This window comes from Micromonospora sp. WMMD735, assembly GCF_049178995.1.
Lineage (GTDB): Bacteria > Actinomycetota > Actinomycetes > Mycobacteriales > Micromonosporaceae > Micromonospora > Micromonospora wenchangensis.
Genome location: NZ_JBMHMJ010000002.1, coordinates 1,214,779 through 1,232,545, shown reverse-complemented (window position 1 = coordinate 1,232,545; position 17,767 = coordinate 1,214,779). Strand labels below are relative to the sequence as shown.

Below are 17,767 nucleotides of genomic sequence, written 5' to 3'. Positions count from 1 at the left end.
GTCTACTGTGCGGTGATGCTCTCGGGACCCCTGACGTTGACCCTCGATGCGCGACATCCGGTGCGGCTCGCGCGCTTCTGGGCCGGCCTGCTCCACCGGGAGGTCGTCGAGGACGCCACCGGTGGTGCGCTCCTGCCCGGCACGGCCACCCAGCTCGGCCTCCGGTTCGTCCCGAGCCCCACTGAGAAGCGCGGGCCGAACCGGATGCACCTGCACCTGACCAGCACCAGCCCCGACGACCAGCAGCGGCAGGTGGCGGCCGCGCTGGATCTCGGCGGCAGCCACCTCGACGTCGGGCAGCGTCCCGAGGAGGGGCACATCGTCCTGGCCGACCCCGAGGGCAACGAGTTCTGCGTCATCGAGGCGGGCAACGGCTTCCTCGCCGGGTGCGGTCCGCTCGGCGAGATCGCCTGCGACGGCACGCGGGAGGTCGGCCTCTTCTGGAGCGAGGCGTTGGGCTGGCCGCTGGTCTGGGACCACGATCAGGAAACCGCCGTCCAGTCACCGTACGGCGGCACGAAGGTCGCCTGGGGCGGCCCGCCCCTGGCCCCGAAGCAGGGCCGGAACCGGCAACGCCTGGACCTCACGCCCGAGGGCGACCAGCAGGCGGAGGTCGACCGACTGGTCGCCCTCGGGGCCACCCGCCTTGAGATCGGCGCGGACGGCGACGTCGTGCTGGCCGATCCGGACGGCAACGAGTTCCGCGTGACGGCGAGCTGACCGACCGGCCGTCCGCCGGGCGTCCCGGCGGCCCCCGGCCGGTGTCGGCCGGTCGGGTCAGTCGCGGATCGTGACCGTGGTGAGTCGACTCAGGCCGGAGATGGTCAGGACGCTTGCCAGCAACGGGTTCGCCACCACCGACAGGCCGTCGACGTGGGCGAACAACGCGGCCAGAGCGGCGCTGTCCAGGTATTCCACGCCGGTCAGGTCCACGGTCAGCCGGTGCCCGTCGACGGCGGCGTCGGCTATCGCCGCCCGGAACTCGTCGGCGTTGCTCATGTCGATCTCGCCGGTGACGGTCAGCACCGGCGCGCCGTCGGCCTGCCGGCCGGTGGCCAGGCCCAGGGGCGTGTTCATGCGGGAATCCTCGTGTGCAGCTCGACGGTAGTGCCGGCATCGGTGGTCCGGATGTCCACGTGCGACATCAACGCGCGCATCAGGTTGATGCCGCGTCCCCGGTCGTGGTCGATCTCGGGCACCTTCCACCGTCCGGAGTCGACCACCGTGACGAACAGGTCGGTGCCGGCGGCCACCGCGAGCAGACGGATCAGACCGGGACGGGCGTCGCGGTGGCCGTGCTCGACCGCGTTGGCGCAGGCCTCACCGGTGGCCACCAGCACGTCCTGGGCCAGGTGCGGGTCGGCGCCGGTGCGGCGCAACCACTGGCGCAGGGTGGACCGCACCGGGGCCATCTGCGAGCGGTCGGCGGGGAACGACAGCTCCAGCGGTGCCGGATGGCGGTAGAGCAGCAGGGCGATGTCGTCGTACCCGCCCTGCGGGGTCATCCGCCGCATCACCCGGTCGGCCAGCTGCTCCACCCCGGCGGTGTGGTCCTCCCGGACGGCGGAGGCGGCCTGCGCGATCCCCGCGTCGAGCGACTGGCGGCGGCGTTCCACCAGGCCGTCGGTGTAGAGCAGCAGCACGGCCCGGGCCGGCACGATGCTCGTCGCGTCGGGGCGGCCACCGCGCGACGGGATGCCCAGCGGGCTGCCCCGGCCGTCGGCCAGCAGTTCGGTGTGGCCGTCGGGATGGGTGAGGATCGCCGGCGGATGCCCGGCGCTGCTGTAGGTCAGCTTCCCGGTCTCCGGGTCGAGGATGCCGCAGAACACGGTGGTGCAGGCCGCGCCGGGCAGCATCCGGGCGAACCGGTCCAGGGCGGTGAGCACCTGCGCCGGGCCGGACGCCTCCAGCAGCAGGGCCCGGCAGGCGCTGCGCAGTTGCCCCATCACGGCGGCGGCGGGCAGGCCCCGGCCGACGCAGTCGCCGACGACGATGCCGATCCGGCCGTCGGGCAGGGTCACCGCGTCGTACCAGTCGCCGCCGACCTCGAGGGGGCGGGTCGCCGGCTCGTAGCGGACGGCGAACCCGGCGGGGAGTTCGGCGGGGCCGAGGATGGAGCGTTGCAGGGCGACCGCCACCTCACGTTGCTGGTCGGCGGCGTGGGCCCGGTGCAACGCCTGCCCGAGCGCCCCGCACAGCAGCAGCAGGAGCATCTGGTCCTCGGTGCCGAAGCCGCGCGCCGGGTCGAGTTCGAGCCAGATCACCAGCGGGCCCTGCGGCGAGTCGACAGTGGTGCCGACGCCGACGGGCCGGGACCCGGTGGCCGGGTCGATGGTGATCCGCAGGGGTGGCTGCGCCCGCAGCGTGGTGACCGTCTCGCGGACCGGGCCGGACAGTTGCTCCCAGTCGGTGCCGGGTGCGGCGGTCACCGTCGGCGTGCCGTCGGACGCCCAGCGGACGGCGACCGCCCGGTGGGCCTGCCAGAGCTGGCTCAGCTCCTCGATGCCGGCGCGCAACGCCTCGCTGGTGCTGGCCGCCCGGGACAGCCGCTGGTTGAGCGTGCTGAGGGCGGTCTCCCGCTGCACCGCGTACCGTTCGGCGGTGACGTCGCGGATGGTGCCGACGACCATCCGCCGGCCGTGGTCGTCGGTGACCGCGTTGAAGGCGACCGCCGTCCAGAGGCGGTGCCCGTCGCGGTGCCGCAACGGCACCACGAACGATCCGTGGGAGACGGTCATCGCCTGGGCGAACGCGTCGGCCACCAGCCGGTTCGCCGAGGCGTCGGCGACGTCGTCGGGCCACCACGGGTAGCGGGGGCGGTAGGGCAGGCCCTCGGGGCCGTACCCGAACAGTTCGGCGAAGGCGGTGTTCATCTCCACCAGCGCGCCGTCGGCGTCGAGGACGAAGAACCCCTCCTGCAACGAGTTGATCATCGCGGCCCGCCAGTTGGCGTGGTGGTTACGCAACCGGGCCAGGTCGACGTTGGCCCGGACCCGGGCCAGCAGCTCCTCGGCGGAGAAGGGTTTGACCAGGTAGTCGTCGGCACCCGCCTCCAGCCCCTCGACGGCGGCCTCCTGGCCGGCGCGGGCCGACAGCAGCAGCACCGGCACCCCCATCGTGCGGGGCTCGGCGCGCAGGGCGGCGACCAGTTCGAGGCCGTCCAGGCCGGGCATCATCACGTCGCTGACGATGAGGTCGGGCGGTGCGGTCCGGGCCCGGGCCAGCGCGGCGAGCCCGTCGCCGACGGCGGTGACGTCGTAGCGGGACCGCAGCAGCCGGTGCAGGTACTCGCGCATGTCGGCGTTGTCGTCGGCGATCAGCACCCGGGGCCGGTCCGCGCCGGGAAGGTCGGCCGGTGCCGGCTGCGGCACCGGCCGGTCGTCGGTGTGGGCGGCCGGCAGCCAGCGCAGCGCCTCCGCGACGAACGGTTCGGCGCTGTCCGACGGCACCGGCTCGCCGACGCCGGTGACGACGTGCTCGGCGGGCAGGTGGGCGACGCCGTACGGCAGCCGGACGGTGAAGGTGGTGCCGACGTCCGGGGTGCTGTCCACGGTGATCGTGCCGCCGTGCAGGCCGACCAGCTCCCGGACCAGGGCCAGGCCGATGCCGCTGCCCTCGTGGGACCGGGAGCGGGCCTGCGGCACCCGGTGGAAGCGCTCGAAGAGCCGGGGGATCTCGTCGGCCGGCACCCCGATGCCGGTGTCGGTGACCTGCACCGTCGGGGTGCCGTCGCGGTCGGCGACCGTGACCCGGATACCGCCGTGGAAGGTGAACTTGAGGGCGTTGCTGAGCAGGTTGAGCACCACCTTCTCCCACATCGCCCGGTCGACGTGCACCGGCCCCGACAGCGGCGGGCAGTCCACGTCGAGGGTGAGGCCGGCGCGTTCGACCGCCGCCCGGAACACGCTGGCCAGCTCGGCGGTGAACCGGGACAGGTCGACGGGCTCGTAGCTCGCCTGCATCCGGCCGGCCTCGATGCGGGAGAAGTCGAGCAGCGCGGTGACCAGCTTTCCCAGCCGCAACGCGTTGCGGTGCATGACATCCAGCTCGTCGCGGACCTGCGCGTCCCCGTCGCCCAGTCGGGCCCGCAGCTCCTGCAACGGGCCGCTGATCAGCGTCAGCGGGGTCCGGAACTCGTGGCTGATGTTGGAGAAGAACGCCGTCTTGGCCCGGTCCAGCTCGACGAGTTCCTCGGCCCGCTGCTGCTGCACCTCGTAGGCGACCGCGCCGTTGATCAGGGCGGCGCTCTGCTGGGCCACCAGGTCGAAGAAGGTGCGGTAGCCGTCGTCGAGCGCCCGGCCGGCGCTGGCGGCCAGCACGATGACGCCGATGTCCTCGGCGCCGGTCTCGCCGTGCAGCGGCAGCACCATCGCCTCGGTGGGCGCGGTCTGCCAGCCGCCCGCCGGCAGTTCGCCGGCCCGGTCGAGCAGGTCGGTGACGTGCGCCGGTCGACCGTCGGCGAGCACCTGCGCCACCGGCCACACCACGGCGGCGGCCCCGCCCGCGCGGTCGACCTCACCGGGGCGGGTGCTGGCGGTCAGCCGCAACCCGCCGTCGCGGGCCCGCAGGTACACCGCCGCGTACGGCACGTCGGCGCCGGCCCGGCCGAGCGACCCGGCGACCAGCCCGCACGCCTCCCCGACGGTACGGGCGGTGCCGGCCTGGGCCCCGAGGTCCTGCAACGTGGCGAGCCGCCGCTGGCCGATCACCCGTTCGGTGGTGTCGCTGACCGCGGTGAACACGCCGCGCACCACACCGTCGTCGTCGTGCAGCGGGCTGTAGGAGTACGTCCAGTAGGTCTCCTCCCAGTAGCCGTGCCGGTTCATCGGCAGCAGCAGGTCCTCCGACCAGGTCGCCTCGCCGGTCTCCACCACGCCGCGCAGCATCGGCCCGATGATGTGCCAGATCTCGCCCCACACCTGGTCGCCGGGCTTGCCGAGGGCCGGGTGTTTGCTGCCGAGCAGCGGGCCGTAGGCGTCGTTGTAGAGGAAGCGCAGCTCCGGGCCCCACCAGACGATCATGGGGAACCGGGAGGTCAGGCAGATCCGGGTGGCGGTGCGCAGGCTCGCCGGCCAGTCGTCGACCGCGCCCAGGGAGGTGGCGGGCCAGTCGAAGGCGCGCATCCGGGCCGCCATCTCGCTGGCGCCGGTGAACACGGAACGCCTCGCCTCAGCCTCGGCCATCGCCGCCCCGCCCTCCCGCACGTCTCGCGCAGGGACGACCGCGTGTCCGCGGCTCGTCGCCGGTCACCGGCAGAGTCTCCTGCCACTGCGGCACAGCATGCCGCATGCGCCGCCGCAGCAGAAATCGGGCGGGGCGTGAAGGCCCGTCGACCCCCGGCCCGACCCACCGCACCCGACAAGTCGGTTTCGGGAAAGTTTCGGCTGTCCGACCCCCGGCGACCCACGTCCCGGGAACGGACCGGCACGCCGCCGGGAGCCGGTGTCGGGCGGTCGCATCGCCGCAACGACCAGGGCGTCACCCGACCTCCGAAACTTTCGGGCTATGCTGCCGACGGGCGCACGACTGCGGAGGAGATGGGCATGGCGGAGGACCGGGCGACGCTGTCGGAGATCGCGACCGCCGCGGGGGTGTCCGTGCCCACCGTCTCGAAGGTGCTCAACGGTCGACCCGACGTCGCCCCGGCGACCCGACGCCGGATCCAGGATCTGCTCGACCGGCGGTCGTACACCGCCCGCCGGGCGCCCTCGATGCCCGGTGCCGCCGGCCTCATCGACCTGGTCTTCCGGGATCTCGGCAGCCCCTGGGCGATGCAGATCCTCGACGGTGTCGAGGATCTGGCCTACCGGGCGGGCGTCGGGGTGGTGGTCTCCGCCGTGCACGGGCGCAGCCGCAGCCGTCCCGACCGGCGGTGGATCGAACAGCTCTCCAAGCGCCGCTGCGACGGGGTGCTGCTCGTGCTCTCCGACCTGTCCCCCAGCCAACAGGGTCAGCTCGAAGAGCTGGGCATCCCGGTGGTCATCATCGACCCCGCCGGCCAGCCCGGCGCGGGCATCCCGTCGGTGGGGGCGACGAACTGGTCCGGCGGGGTGGCCGCCGCCGAGCACCTGCTCGACCTGGGTCACCACCGGATCGCGGTGATCGGCGGCCCGCCGACGGTGCCGTGCAGCCGCGCCCGGGTCGACGGGTACCGGGCCGCGATGAACGCGGCCAACCGCAAGATCCCCGCCGGGTACGTCCGGCACGGCGACTTCACCTCCCCGTCGGGCTACCGGGAGATGAACGCCCTGCTGGACCTCGCCCAGCCCCCCACCGCCGTGTTCGCCTGCGCCGACGAGATGGCGTTGGGCGCCTACGAGGCGCTCTACGAACGCGGCGCCCGGGTCCCCGACGACATCAGCATCGTCGGCTTCGACGACCTCGACTCGGCCCGCTGGGCGGCCCCGCCGCTGACCACCGTGCGTCAGCCGCTGGCCGAGATGGCCGGCATGGCGACCCGGATGCTGCTCTCGCTGGTGGCCGGGGAGGGGCTGGACAGCCACCGGATCGAGCTGGCCACCCCGCTGATCGTGCGGCACAGCACCCGCCGGATGGCCTGACCGGCCCGGTTCCCGCCCGCGGAGGCGCCACGGACCGTCCGGGGGCACCGGTCGCGGGGTCAGCGCGGCAGGGACCGTGCCAGCCGGAAACCGACGTCGTCGATGCGCAACGTCGGGTGGCTGCGGCGGCGTACCGAGGCGCGGCAGCTCCAGTGCTCGTCGAACCAGCCGCCCCCGCGCAGCACCCGGTAGCCGCCGTACACCTCGGCGTCGTAGACGTCGAAGCACCACTCCCAGACGTTGCCGAGCAGGTCGTACAGGCCCCACGGGTTGGCGGCGCGCCCCGCCACCGGGTGCGGCCGTTCGCCGGAGTTCCCCCGGTACCAGGCGATCTCGTCGAGCGGGCCGTAGCGCGGACCGGTGGTGCCGGCGCGACAGGCGTACTCCCACTCGGCCTCGGTCGGCAGCCGGTAGCCGTCGGCGCGCGGGTCCCAGTCCGCACCCTCACCGTCGTCGTGCAGCCGGTACGCCGGGGTCAGCCCCTCGTGGCGGGACAGGGCGTCGCAGAAACGCACCGCGTCGACCCAGGACACCCCCTCGACGGGCAGCCGGTCGCCCCGGGTGGTGCTCGGCCGTTCCCCGGTCACCCGGGCGTACCACCCCTGGGTGACCGGTACGACGCCGAGCCGGTACGCCGCCACCCCGACCGACCAGCGCCGCTCGGTGCGCCTGTCGGAGAGCGTCACCTGCCCCGCCGCCACGGTCACCATCGCGGTCAGCGCGTCGTCGTCCACGGCAGCCGAGCCTAGCGAGGGCCCGGCCGGGGCGGTCAGCCGACGGCCGCCGCCGCCGCGCGACCGGCGGTACGACCGGAGAACAGGCAGCCGCCGAGGAAGGTGCCCTCCAGGGCGCTGTAGCCGTGCATGCCCCCGCCGCCGAAGCCGGCGACCTCGCCGGCCGCGTACACCCCGGCCAGCGGTTCGCCGTCGGGACGCAGCACCCGGGCGGACAGGTCGGTGTGCAGCCCGCCGAGGCTCTTGCGGGTCAGCACGTGCAGTTGCACCGCGATCAGCGGGCCGGCCGCCGGGTCGAGCAGCCGGTGCGGGGTGGCGACCCGGATCAGCCGGTCACCCCGGTAGCGACGGGCCCCCCGGATCGCGGCGAGCTGGGCGTCCTTGCCGAACGGGTGGGCGATCTCCCGGTCCCGCGCCTCGACCAGCGCGGTCAGCGCGGCGGTGTCGAGCTGCGGGCCGTCGGTCTCGGCGGCCAGCTTGTTCATCCCGGCCACCAGCTCGGGCAGCGAGTCGGCGACGACGAAGTCGGCCCCGTGCCGCTTGAACGCCTCGACCGGCCCGGGTGCCCCCGGCCTGACGCGTTGCAGCACCTGCCGGACGCTGCGGTTGGTGAGGTCGGGGTTCTGCTCGGAGCCCGACAACGCGAACTCCTTCTCGATGATCTTCTGGGTGAGCAGGAACCAGCTGTAGTCGTGGCCGGTGGCGCGCAGGTGCCGCAGGGTGGCCAGGGTGTCGAAGCCGGGGAACAGCGGTGCCGGCAGCCGGGCCCCGGTGGCGTCGAGCCAGAGCGAGGACGGGCCGGGCAGGATGCGGATACCGTGCTGGGGCCAGATCGGGTCCCAGTTGCGCAGGCCCTCGGTGTAGTGCCACATCCGGTCCGGGTTGATCACCTGCCCGCCGGCGGTCTCGGTGATGGCGAGCATCCGGCCGTCGACGTGGGCGGGGACGCCGGTGACCATCCGGGTGGGCGGGGTGCCGAGCCGGGCCGGCCAGGCCCGCCGGACGAGGTCGTGGTTGCCGCCGATACCGCCCGAGGTGATGATCACGGCCTGGGCGTCGTGCTGGAAGTCGCCCACGACCTCCCGGGAGCTGCTGCACCCCCGGGGCGCGTCGTCGGGGGCGAGGAGCGCGCCGCGCACCCCGGTGACGGCTCCCGCGGTGGTGACGAGTTCGTCGACCCGGTGCCGGAACAGCAGCGTCACCCGGCCCTGCGCGACGGCCTGCCGGACCCGCCTGGCGAACGGCTCGACCACGCCGGGGCCGGTGCCCCAGGTGACGTGGAACCGGGGCACCGAGTTGCCGTGCCCGTGGGCCGCTCCCCCGCCCCGCTCGGCCCAGCTCACCACCGGGAAGACCCGGTGGCCCATCGACCGCAGCCAGGCCCGCTTCTCACCGGCGGCGAAGTGCACGTACGCCTGCGCCCACTGGCGCGGCCAGTGGTCCTCGGGCCGGTCGAAGGCGGCGCTGCCGGTCCAGTCCTGCCAGGCCAGCTCGACCGAGTCGCGGATGCCCATCCGCCGCTGCTCGGGCGAGTCGACGAAGAACAGCCCGCCGAACGACCAGAACGCCTGCCCGCCGAGGTTGTGCTCCGACTCCTGGTCCAGCAGCAGCACCCGACGGCCCGCGTCGGCGGCCTCGGCGGCGGCGACCAGGCCGGCCAGGCCGGCGCCGATCACGATGACATCCGTCTCCATGCGCCGACCCTACGTAGCGTGGTGCCAAGATGATCCGTGCCGGGGTGCAGTATTCACCAGCGGAATTGTCACCCGGATGACAAAGGATGGCCGATCGTGTCCGACGCCCTGCTCGACATCGAGCCCGGTCTCGCCGGTCTCGCGCCGTCGGTCGGCGACCACCTGCGGGGGCTGCGCGGGCCGCTGCACGGGCGGATCCTCGCCACCGTCCGGGCCGCGATGGCCGCCCAGGGCCGGTCGCTGACCGGTGGGCAGGGGCAGGGCCTGGCGCTGGGCGTGCAGACCGCCGTCGACACCTTCGTCGAGGCGGTCGCCGACCCGGCCCGGGAGCTGACCGCAACCCGGGAGGTGTTCCACGCCCTGGGACGCACCGAGTACCGCGAGGGGCACCGGGTGGACGCGCTGCGGACCGTGCTCACCCTCGGGGCCCGCGACATCTGGGCCTTCCTGGTGGAACACGCCACCGCGCCGGCCGGGCCCGGCGGGCCCCCCACCACGCCGGCCGGCCCGGCCCCGGCCGACCTGTACGTGATCGCCGGGGCGCTGTTCGGCTACGTCGACGCGCTGGCCGGGGCCGCCGCCGAGGGGTTCCTCGCCGAGCAGCGGGACACCGCCCAGGACTGGGTCACCACCCGACGCCGGCTGGTCACCCTCCTCGTGCAGCCCGACCCGCCGACCGGGGCGGTGCTGCACGCCGCCGCCGACGCGGCCCGCTGGCCGCTGCCGGCGACCGTTGCCGTGTTCAGTGTCGACGGCACCGACGCCGAACACGTGGCCCGGGGCATCGGCGCGGGCGCGCTGGCCGCCGTCGTCGGCGACGCCATCCGGGTGGTGCTGCCCGATCCCGGTACGCCGGGACGGCTCGACCGGGCCCGGCAGGCGCTGGTCGGACGCCGGGCCGCGCTCGGGCCGACGGTGCAGCGGCAGCGGGCGCGGCTGTCGTACCGGCTGTCCCGCCGGGCGCTGGCCCTGCACCAGCAGGGTGCGCTCGGCCCGGACCCGGTGGTGTCCTGCGACGACCACCTGCTCACCCTGCTCACCGCGTGGGAGCCGGGCCTGGCCGGGCACCTCGCCGGCACGGTGCTGGCCCCGCTGGCCGGGCTGCGGCCCACCACCCGCCGGGCCCTGGCCGAGACCCTGCACGGCTGGCTGCGCCGGCAGGGGCAGGTGGTCGCCGTCGCCGAGGACCTGCACACCCACCCGCAGACCGTCCGCTACCGGATGCGGCAGCTGCGCGGCCTGTTCGGCCCGGCCATCGACGACCCGGACGCCCGCCTCCTGCTGACCCTCGCCCTGCACCAGCACCCGACCGGCGAACCGGATCGTTCCGGCCACGGTTGAACCATGTGATCACGAAATACGAACCACTGTGCGTGCGTACCACCCGTTCCGCCGTGCTGTTGGGCTTGCTCCTCGCGCTGCTGTCCGTACCGCTGACCCCGGCGACCCCGGCCGCCGCCCACGCCGCGCTGGTCGCCACCAGCCCGGTCCGCGACGCGGTGATCGGCTCCCCGCCCGGGGAGGTGGTGCTGGTCTTCAGCGAGTCGGTCTCCCCGGTCATCGGCCGGGTGCAGGTGCTCGGCCCGGACGGGCGGCGGGTCACCGCCGGGGAGCCGGTCGCGGACGGGGCCACCCTGCGCATCCCGGTCCGGGTGCCGGACCGGCCGCTCGGCACCTACCTGGTCAGCTACCGGGTCATCTCGGCCGACAGCCACCCGGTCGCCGGCAGCTTCGCCTACTCGGCCGGAGCGCCGTCGGCGACGCCCCCGGAGCCGGTGAGCGTCGACGAGCGCCCCTCGGGCGGGTGGACCCCCGCCGCCCGCTACGTCGGCTACCTGGGCCTGGTGCTGGCGGTCGGCCCCACCCTGCTGGGCGCGGTGCGCTGGCCGCGCCGTCGCCGCCGTCGCGCGGTGACCGCCACCGGGTACGTCGGTCTCGCCCTGGTGGTCGTGGGCGCCGCCGGAACGTGGGTGACGCAGGCCGCCGACATGGTCGGGGTGCCGGTCGGCGACCTGTCGCGTGGTGACCTGACGGCGGTGGCGGGCAGCGACGTCGGGCCGGTGCTGGGCGCGCGGCTGGCGCTGGCCGCGATCGCCGCCGGGCTGCTGGCGGCGGTGGCCGCAGGGCGGGCCGGGCGCGGCCGGCGGGTGGCGCTGGCGGTGGTGGGCCTGGCCGGGCTGGTGACCTGGCCGCTGGCCGGGCACCCGGTGGCCTCGCCCCTGCCGCCGGTGAGCGTCCTCGCCGACGTGGTGCACCTGGCCGGGATGAGCGTGTGGCTGGGCGGGCTGTTCACCCTGGCGGTGTTCCTGCTGCCCGGCACCCACCGGCGGGTGCTGGGCCGCATCCTGCCGGCCTGGTCGCGGTGGGCGACCGTCGCGGTGGGGTGGCTGGTCGCCTCCGGCGTCGGGCAGGCCGCGATCGAACTCGGCCGGCCCGGCGCGCTGGTCGGCACCGCGTACGGCCGGCTGCTCTGCGCCAAGGCGGCGCTGCTCGCCGCCGTGCTCGGCGTCGCGGCCTGGCAGCGGCGGGCGGTGCGCGCGGGCCGGGCCGCCGACCGGCCGGGCCGGGTCGCGTGGGCCGCCGGGGTGGAACTCGCCGCCACGGCGGTGGTGCTGGCGCTGACCGCCGTGCTGGTGCAGACCCCGCCCGGCCGGACCGCCGACACGCAAGCCGCCCGTGCCACCCGCGAGGGCGTCGCGCAGACCCTCACCAGCGGCACCTACACCCTCCAGTTCGACATCTACCCGGTCCGGGTGGGGGTGCCGAACTCGCTTCACGCGTACGTCTACACCCCGCAGGGGCTGCCGCTGCCGGTGGCCCAGTGGACGGTCAGCCTCGCCCTGCCGGCGGCCGGGATCGAACCGATGACGGTGCCGGTGGACACCCCGGAGCCGCACCACGGCAGCGCCGAGATCAGCCTGCCGGCGCGCGGGGACTGGACGATCCGGTTCACCGTACGCACCAGCGACATCGACCAGGCCACCGTCACCGCGACCGTCCCGGTCCGCTGACCCGCTGCCGACCCGGCGGGGTACGGGGTGGCCGGGCCACCGGCCCTTACGGTTCGCCGGGCCGATCGGCTAGCCTGCATCGGCCCGGGTGTCCCCGGGCGGAGGGAGGACACCATGACCACACCGACATCCCGGGACGTCGCGCAGGAGTGGGACGCCGCCGATCCACTCGCCGGCCTGCGGGACCGGTTCGTGGTCGACGACCTGCTCTACCTCGACGGCAACTCGCTGGGCCGGCTGCCGGCCGCCACCGGCGACCACCTGGCCGGCCTGGTCCGTGGCGGGTGGGGCACCGAGCTGGTCCGGAGCTGGTCGACCTGGATCGAGTGGCCGCGCCGCATCGGTGACCGGATCGCCGCCCACGCGCTGGGCGCCCGCGACGGTGAGGTGATCGTCTCCGACTCCACCTCGGTCAACCTCTACAAACTGGCCGCCGCCGCCCTCGACGCCCGGCCCGGCCGGGGCACGATCCTGGCCGACGCCGAGGAGTTCCCCACCGACCGGTACCTGCTGGAGGGGCTGGCGGCCCAGCGCGGGCACACCCTGCGGCTGCTCCCCTCCGACCTCGACGAGGGGCTGGACCCGGACACCCTGGCGGCGGCGCTGACCGAGGACGTGGCGCTGGTGGTGCTGTCGGCGGTGTCGTACCGCTGCGGGGCCCTGCTAAACGTCGCGGCGGTGACCGAGGCGGCCCGCCGGGTCGGCGCGCTGGTGCTGTGGGACCTGTCGCACGCGGTCGGCTCGGTGCCCCTAGACCTGACCACCGCCGGGGCCGACCTCGCGGTCGGCTGCACCTACAAGTACCTCAACGGCGGCCCCGGGGCACCGGCCTTCCTCTACGTGCGGCGGGAGCTGCAGGAGTCGCTGCGGCAGCCGATCTGGGGCTGGTTCGGCCAGCGTGACCAGTTCCGGATGGGCGCCGGCTACGAGCCCGCGCCCGGCCCGGAGCGGTTCCTGGTGGGCACCCCGCCGGTGCTCGGGATGGCCGCCCTCGACCCGGCCCTGGACGTGCTGGCCGACGCCGGGATGGACCGGGTCCGGGAGAAGTCGGCCCGCCTCGGCGAGCTGATCGTCGAACTGGCCGACGCCTGGCTCGTCCCGCACGGCTTCCGGCTCGCCTCGCCCCGCGACCCCACCCGGCGCGGCGGGCACGTGTCGCTGTACCACCCGGAGGCCCTGCGGATCTCCCGCGCCCTGGTCGATGCCGGGGTCGTCGGCGACTACCGGGTGCCGGACCGGTTGCGGCTCGGCCCGGCGGCGCTCTACACCCGGCACGTCGACGTGTGGGACGCGATGGACCGGCTGCGGGACATCGCCGAGCGGCGGGCCTGGACCGGGGTGCCGGCGGAGCCGTCCCGGGTCACCTGAGCCGACCCGGGCAGATCCCGGATTCTCCCCGCCCCGCCGCCGACTTCGTACCAGCATGTCGGGTGGAGGCGGGGGGTGGCGTGGACGTCCTGGTCCTGATCGTGGTGCTGGCCGCCACCGTGCTGGTCGGCACCACCATCGGCGGCCGGTACCGGGTCGCCCCGCCGGTGCTGCTGATCACCATGGGTGGCCTGCTGGCGCTGCTGCCGCCGCTGTCGGACGTGGTGCTCGAACCCGACGTGGTGCTGCTGCTCTTCCTGCCGGCCGTGCTCTACCGGGAGAGCCTGGTGATCAGCCTGCGGGAGATCCGGTCGAACCTGCTGGTGATCGCCTCACTGGCGGTGGCGCTGGTGGTGGTGACCATGGTGGCGGTGGCGCTGGTCGCCAAGTCACTGGGGATGAGCCCGCAGGCGGCCTGGGTGCTGGGCGCGGTGCTCGCCCCCACCGACGCGGCGGCGGTGGCCGGCCTGGCCAAGCGGATGCCCCGCCGCATCCTGACCACGCTGCGGGCGGAGAGCCTGGTCAACGACGGCACCGCGCTGGTGCTGTTCTCGGTCACCGTCGGCCTGATCGTCGGTGGTGCCGCGCCCGGGGTGTTGGGGTTCCTGGGCCGGTTCGTCGGCTCGGCCGGGGGCGGGGTGGCCGCCGGTCTGGTCGTCGGGCTGGTGGTGGTGCTGATCCGCCGCCGGCTGGACGACCCGCTGCGCGAGGGCGCGCTGAGCGTGCTCACCCCGTTCGCCGCGTTCCTGCTGGCCGAGGTGGTGCACGCCAGCGGGGTGCTCGCCGTCGTGGTGGCCGGGCTGCTGCTGTCGTACGCCAGCCCGAGGATCATCCGGGCCCGGTCCCGGGTGCTGGCGTACGCCTTCTGGGACCTGTCCACCTTCCTGATCAACGGGGCGCTGTTCGTGCTGCTGGGGATGCAGATCCCCCGGGCGGTGAACCACGTGACCAGCACCTCGCTGGTGCGGTCGGTGGCGATCGCCGCCTCGGTCACCCTGATGGTGGTGGTGGTCCGGCTGGTGTGGTTGCAGCTGTTCTCCTACGGCCTGCCGGTGGTGGGCCGGGGCGCCACGGTGAGCCGGCGGGTCCGGGTGGCGGCCGGCTGGGCGGGGTTCCGGGGGGCGGTGTCGCTGGCCGCCGCCCTCGCGGTGCCGGTCACCACGGCCACCACGCACACGCCGGTGCCGGAGCGGGATCTGATCATCTTCTGCACCGCCGTGGCGATCGTGTCGATCATGTTGGTGCAGGGCACCACCCTGCCGGCGGTGGCCCGCTGGGCCGGCCTGCGGGGCGACGAGGCACGTGGGGACGAGGTGCGGCACGCCCGCCGCCGGGCCACCGAGGTGGCGTTGGCGGCGCTGCCGGGCGTCGCCGCCGACCTCGAGGTCGACGGCACGGCGGTGGACCGGTTGCGCGCCGACTACCAGCGTTACCTGGACCTGGTGACGGAGTCCGGTGGCGGGCCGGAGGCCGACCGGGCCCAGGAGTCGGACACGCGGCTGCGGTTGGGGGTGCTGGAGCACAAGCGCCGCGAGGTGACCCGGCTGCGCGACAACAACGAGATCGACGACAGCGTGCTGCGCGAGGTCCAGGCGGCGCTGGACATCGAGGAGATCCGCCTGCTCGGCCCCCAGACCGAGGACTGAGCCGGGGGTGCCGCCGACGGTCCCGGTCGGAGAAGGGCGTGCCCGGCGGGATCATCCTGCGGGCGGGGGTGTCAGCCGGGCGGAGGCGGGCACTCGAGAACGGCGATCGAGTTTCCGGTGAACAGTCCCAGGTGCGGATGTCCGGAGAAGATGCGGACCGCCTCGTCGTGCGAGTCCGCCTCCACGATGGTGTAACCCGTCATGCCGTCGGTGAAGTCCTCGACCCCCTGCGCCGTGACCAGCTTCTTCGCGAACAACGGAGCGCCCGGGTCGACGAGAGCCCGCTCGTTGGTCTGGGCCCACGATGCCCAGGCGTCGAGGAACTCGGCCTGCTGCTGTTCGCTGAGTGTGGCCTTGCCTGCCTCATCGGCCGCGCCGTTGAAGAGCGCGAGGAACCTACCCATCCGCGCATCGTACCGGCGGCCGGCCGGGGCGTACCTGCGCGCCTCGCGGACACCGGCGAGGCGGGCGGAGCGGTCAGCGTCCACGAGCGGGTCCGGAAACCCGGACACGTCACCAGCGCGACCAGCGTCGTTGAGCAGGCGGAGACCGCTGTCTGCGCATTGTCCGCACGTGGCCGGCGGACCTCCCCGCTCTCCACCGTATCTGTCCGATCACTGAGTGCTGATCTCGGGTGTGGCTCGCAGGACAACTGCCCTTGCGGCCAGGAGCCACGCCCGCGTCCGGCGCGCCGGCCTCCCTCCCCGGGCACCGTCGCGCCCCGTCGAAGGAGGATCGGGTGGACAGCGTGCAGGGCGAGCCGGCACCGAGTCGGGGCGAGCGGATCCAGGCCGCGGAACACGAGGCGGCGAAGCGACGGCTCCTCGCGCAGGCCGAGGCCGAACGGATACCGGCCGAGGAGACGACCCGGGCACTGCCGGACCGCCGGTGGCGTCACGGACAGTAGCGGACCGTCGCGGGCGGGGCCCGTCCGTTCCCGACGACGGCATCGATTGACAGTCGCGTATGGGTGGCGTTACGGTGCGCCGGGAAAGCGCTTTCACGCACCGTCGCCCGCCTCCATCCCGTCCCCGGAGGTTCATCCGCCATGCGCCGAAGCCGCCGCCCGCTCGCCGTCGCCGCGCTCGCCACCGCGCTGCTCGCCGTCGCCGCGCTCGCCGGCACGCAGATCGCCCACGCCGCCACCCTGTTCAGCGACGACTTCACCGACGGCGACCTGCGCGGCTGGTCGAGGTCCGGCGGCTCCTGGTCGGTGGCCGCCGACGACACCCCCGCGTTGCAGCAGGCCAGGGCCGACACCGGCGACGCCCGGCTGTTCGCCGGCAGCGCGTCCTGGGCCGACCAGGCCGTCCAGGCCCGGGTGAAGCCGCTGACCCTGACCGGCACCGGCATGGTCGCGCTGCTGGCCCGGGCCAGCGGCGCGACCAGCTACTACCGGCTCGCCCTGCACGCCGGCGACCAGGTCCGGTTGGAGGCGGTACGCAGCGGCCGGGTCACCCCGCTGGGCGCGGTGTCCCACCCGGTGACGGTCGGCGACTGGCACACGCTGCGGATCGAGGTCGCCGGGACGGTGGTGAGCGGCTGGGTCGACGGTGTCCCCGTCGGCTCCGGCACCGGGACGCTCACCGCGACCGGTCGGATCGGCGTGCAGACCGGCTACGCCACCGCCCGCTTCGACGACGTACTGGTGACCGGGGGCGGTTCCGCGCCGACCAGCACGCCACCGACCCCCGGCGGCACGCCGACCGGCACGTCAGCCACCGCCACCCCGTCCGGCACGCCCCCACCGGGGAGCCCGACGCCCACGCCCACCGACACCGGTCCGGCGCAACGGTCCTCCGTGGTCGCGCCCGACGGCAGCGGGGACTTCACCAGCGTGCAGGCGGCCGTGGACGCGGTGCCGGCGGGCAACGCGAGCCGGTACACGATCACCATCCGGCCGGGCACGTACCGGGAGACGGTGACGGTGCCGGCCGGCAAGCCGTACGTGTCGTTCGTCGGGTCGACCGGGGACCCCCGGGACGTGGTGATCGTCTACGACAACGCCTCGGGCACCCCGAAGCCGGGCGGCGGCACGTACGGCACCTCGGGCAGCGCCTCGGTGACCATCGACGGCAACGACTTCACCGCCCGGCACCTGACCTTCGCCAACGACTTCGACGAGGCGGCGCACGACTACAGCGCCGAGCAGGCGGTGGCCGTGCTGACCCGGGCCGACCGGCTGGTCTTCGACGACGTGCGGTTCCTGGGCAACCAGGACACGCTCTACCACAACAGCGCCTCCGCCGACGCCGTCGGCCGGGCCTACTTCCGGGACTGCTACGTCGAGGGCGACGTCGACTTCATCTTCGGCCGGGGCACCGGGGTCTTCGACGGCTGCGAGATCCGCTCGCTGGACCGGGGCTCGACCGGCAACAACGGCTACGTCACCGCCGCCTCCACGATGATCGGCAACCCGTACGGCCTGCTGTTCACCGGCTGCGCCCTGACCACCGACGCGGCGGCGGCGCAGAGCGTGCACCTCGGTCGGCCGTGGCACCCAAGCGGGGACGTCAACGCGATCGGTCAGGTGGTGTTCCGCGACAGTGTGCTCGGCGCGCACGTGAAGGACTCCCCCTGGATCGACATGTCCGGCTTCTCGTGGCGCGACGCCCGGTTCGCCGAATACCGCAACAGCGGTCCCGGGTCGACGGTCACCGCCGACCGGCCACAGCTGACCGACGCGCAGGCCCCGGACTTCACCCCGCAGCGCTACCTGGCCGGCGTCGACGGCTGGAATCCGGTCCCCTGAGC

13 protein-coding genes are annotated in these 17,767 nt (G+C 74.6%); 8 read left to right on the top strand and 5 right to left on the bottom strand.

The annotated features are described in order from the left end of the window. The first annotated feature begins 15 nt into the window (after positions 1-15). Positions 16-720: a VOC family protein gene (locus ACN268_RS05350; RefSeq protein WP_421482013.1), complete on the top strand. Its 705-nt coding sequence runs from the start codon at positions 16-18 to the stop codon at positions 718-720. A 57-nt stretch (positions 721-777) separates the two neighbouring features. On the opposite strand, the gene ACN268_RS05345 is transcribed toward ACN268_RS05350, so the two are convergent. Continuing rightward, positions 778-1,077, bottom strand: a complete 300-nt coding sequence (locus ACN268_RS05345; protein ID WP_357927539.1) for an STAS domain-containing protein — start codon at positions 1,075-1,077, stop codon at positions 778-780. Continuing rightward, positions 1,074-5,183 (bottom strand): SpoIIE family protein phosphatase, encoded by a 4,110-nt coding sequence (locus tag ACN268_RS05340; protein ID WP_421482012.1) that lies wholly within the window; start codon positions 5,181-5,183, stop codon positions 1,074-1,076. Before ACN268_RS05340 ends, ACN268_RS05345 begins: the two co-directional genes overlap by 4 nt. A 360-nt stretch (positions 5,184-5,543) precedes the next feature. Here ACN268_RS05340 and ACN268_RS05335 point away from each other — a divergent pair, with 360 nt between their 5' ends. After that, positions 5,544-6,560: a LacI family DNA-binding transcriptional regulator gene (locus ACN268_RS05335; RefSeq protein ID WP_421482011.1), complete on the top strand. Its 1,017-nt coding sequence runs from the start codon at positions 5,544-5,546 to the stop codon at positions 6,558-6,560. Positions 6,561-6,619: 59 nt separating this feature from the next. On the opposite strand, the gene ACN268_RS05330 is transcribed toward ACN268_RS05335, so the two are convergent. Then, entirely contained in the window at positions 6,620-7,270 is a 651-nt protein-coding gene (locus ACN268_RS05330; protein ID WP_421486814.1) for a formylglycine-generating enzyme family protein, read from the bottom strand. A gap of 59 nt (positions 7,271-7,329) precedes the next feature. Next, the gene (locus tag ACN268_RS05325; RefSeq protein ID WP_421482009.1) at positions 7,330-8,988 is read right to left on the bottom strand and encodes an FAD-binding dehydrogenase; all 1,659 of its coding nucleotides are present in this window, start codon (positions 8,986-8,988) and stop codon (positions 7,330-7,332) included. Positions 8,989-9,084: 96 nt separating this feature from the next. Here ACN268_RS05325 and ACN268_RS05320 point away from each other — a divergent pair, with 96 nt between their 5' ends. The 4 genes from ACN268_RS05320 to ACN268_RS05305 all read left to right on the top strand — a co-directional run bounded on the left by ACN268_RS05320 (position 9,085) and on the right by ACN268_RS05305 (position 15,013). Then, a complete protein-coding gene (locus ACN268_RS05320) occupies positions 9,085-10,329 on the top strand; it encodes a PucR family transcriptional regulator (RefSeq protein WP_421482008.1) in 1,245 nt (414 codons plus the stop codon). A 32-nt stretch (positions 10,330-10,361) separates the two neighbouring features. Next, a complete protein-coding gene (locus tag ACN268_RS05315; protein ID WP_421482007.1) occupies positions 10,362-11,999 on the top strand; it encodes a copper resistance protein CopC in 1,638 nt (545 codons plus the stop codon). Between the two features lie 114 nt (positions 12,000-12,113). Then, positions 12,114-13,367 (top strand): kynureninase, encoded by a 1,254-nt coding sequence (kynU, locus tag ACN268_RS05310; protein WP_421482006.1) that lies wholly within the window; start codon positions 12,114-12,116, stop codon positions 13,365-13,367. A gap of 80 nt (positions 13,368-13,447) precedes the next feature. Further along, positions 13,448-15,013, top strand: coding sequence for a Na+/H+ antiporter (locus ACN268_RS05305; protein WP_421482005.1), 1,566 nt, complete (start codon positions 13,448-13,450; stop codon positions 15,011-15,013). Between the two features lie 71 nt (positions 15,014-15,084). Here ACN268_RS05305 and ACN268_RS05300 read toward each other — a convergent pair whose 3' ends face one another. Continuing rightward, entirely contained in the window at positions 15,085-15,417 is a 333-nt protein-coding gene (locus ACN268_RS05300; RefSeq protein WP_421482004.1) for a hypothetical protein, read from the bottom strand. A gap of 335 nt (positions 15,418-15,752) precedes the next feature. Between ACN268_RS05300 and ACN268_RS05295 the strand changes: the two genes are divergently transcribed. Together ACN268_RS05295 and ACN268_RS05290 are read left to right on the top strand one after the other, a co-directional pair. Next, complete coding sequence (locus ACN268_RS05295) at positions 15,753-15,920, top strand: hypothetical protein (protein WP_421482003.1); 168 nt, start codon at positions 15,753-15,755, stop codon at positions 15,918-15,920. A gap of 141 nt (positions 15,921-16,061) precedes the next feature. Next, a complete protein-coding gene (locus ACN268_RS05290) occupies positions 16,062-17,765 on the top strand; it encodes a pectinesterase family protein (RefSeq protein WP_421482002.1) in 1,704 nt (567 codons plus the stop codon). Positions 17,766-17,767: the final 2 nt, after the last annotated feature.

Bases quoted from the DNA above. Each gene is read 5' to 3' on its own strand.
- ACN268_RS05330 (WP_421486814.1), bottom strand. From the start codon at position 7,270: ATGGTGACCGTGGCGGCGGGGCAGGTGACGCTCTCCGACAGGCGCACC.
- ACN268_RS05335 (WP_421482011.1), top strand. From the start codon at position 5,544: ATGGCGGAGGACCGGGCGACGCTGTCGGAGATCGCGACCGCCGCGGGG.
- ACN268_RS05350 (WP_421482013.1), top strand. From the start codon at position 16: ATGCTCTCGGGACCCCTGACGTTGACCCTCGATGCGCGACATCCGGTG.
- ACN268_RS05345 (WP_357927539.1), bottom strand. From the start codon at position 1,077: ATGAACACGCCCCTGGGCCTGGCCACCGGCCGGCAGGCCGACGGCGCG.
- ACN268_RS05290 (WP_421482002.1), top strand. From the start codon at position 16,062: ATGCGCCGAAGCCGCCGCCCGCTCGCCGTCGCCGCGCTCGCCACCGCG.
- ACN268_RS05325 (WP_421482009.1), bottom strand. From the start codon at position 8,988: ATGGAGACGGATGTCATCGTGATCGGCGCCGGCCTGGCCGGCCTGGTC.
- ACN268_RS05300 (WP_421482004.1), bottom strand. From the start codon at position 15,417: ATGGGTAGGTTCCTCGCGCTCTTCAACGGCGCGGCCGATGAGGCAGGC.
- kynU (WP_421482006.1), top strand. From the start codon at position 12,114: ATGACCACACCGACATCCCGGGACGTCGCGCAGGAGTGGGACGCCGCC.
- ACN268_RS05340 (WP_421482012.1), bottom strand. From the start codon at position 5,183: ATGGCCGAGGCTGAGGCGAGGCGTTCCGTGTTCACCGGCGCCAGCGAG.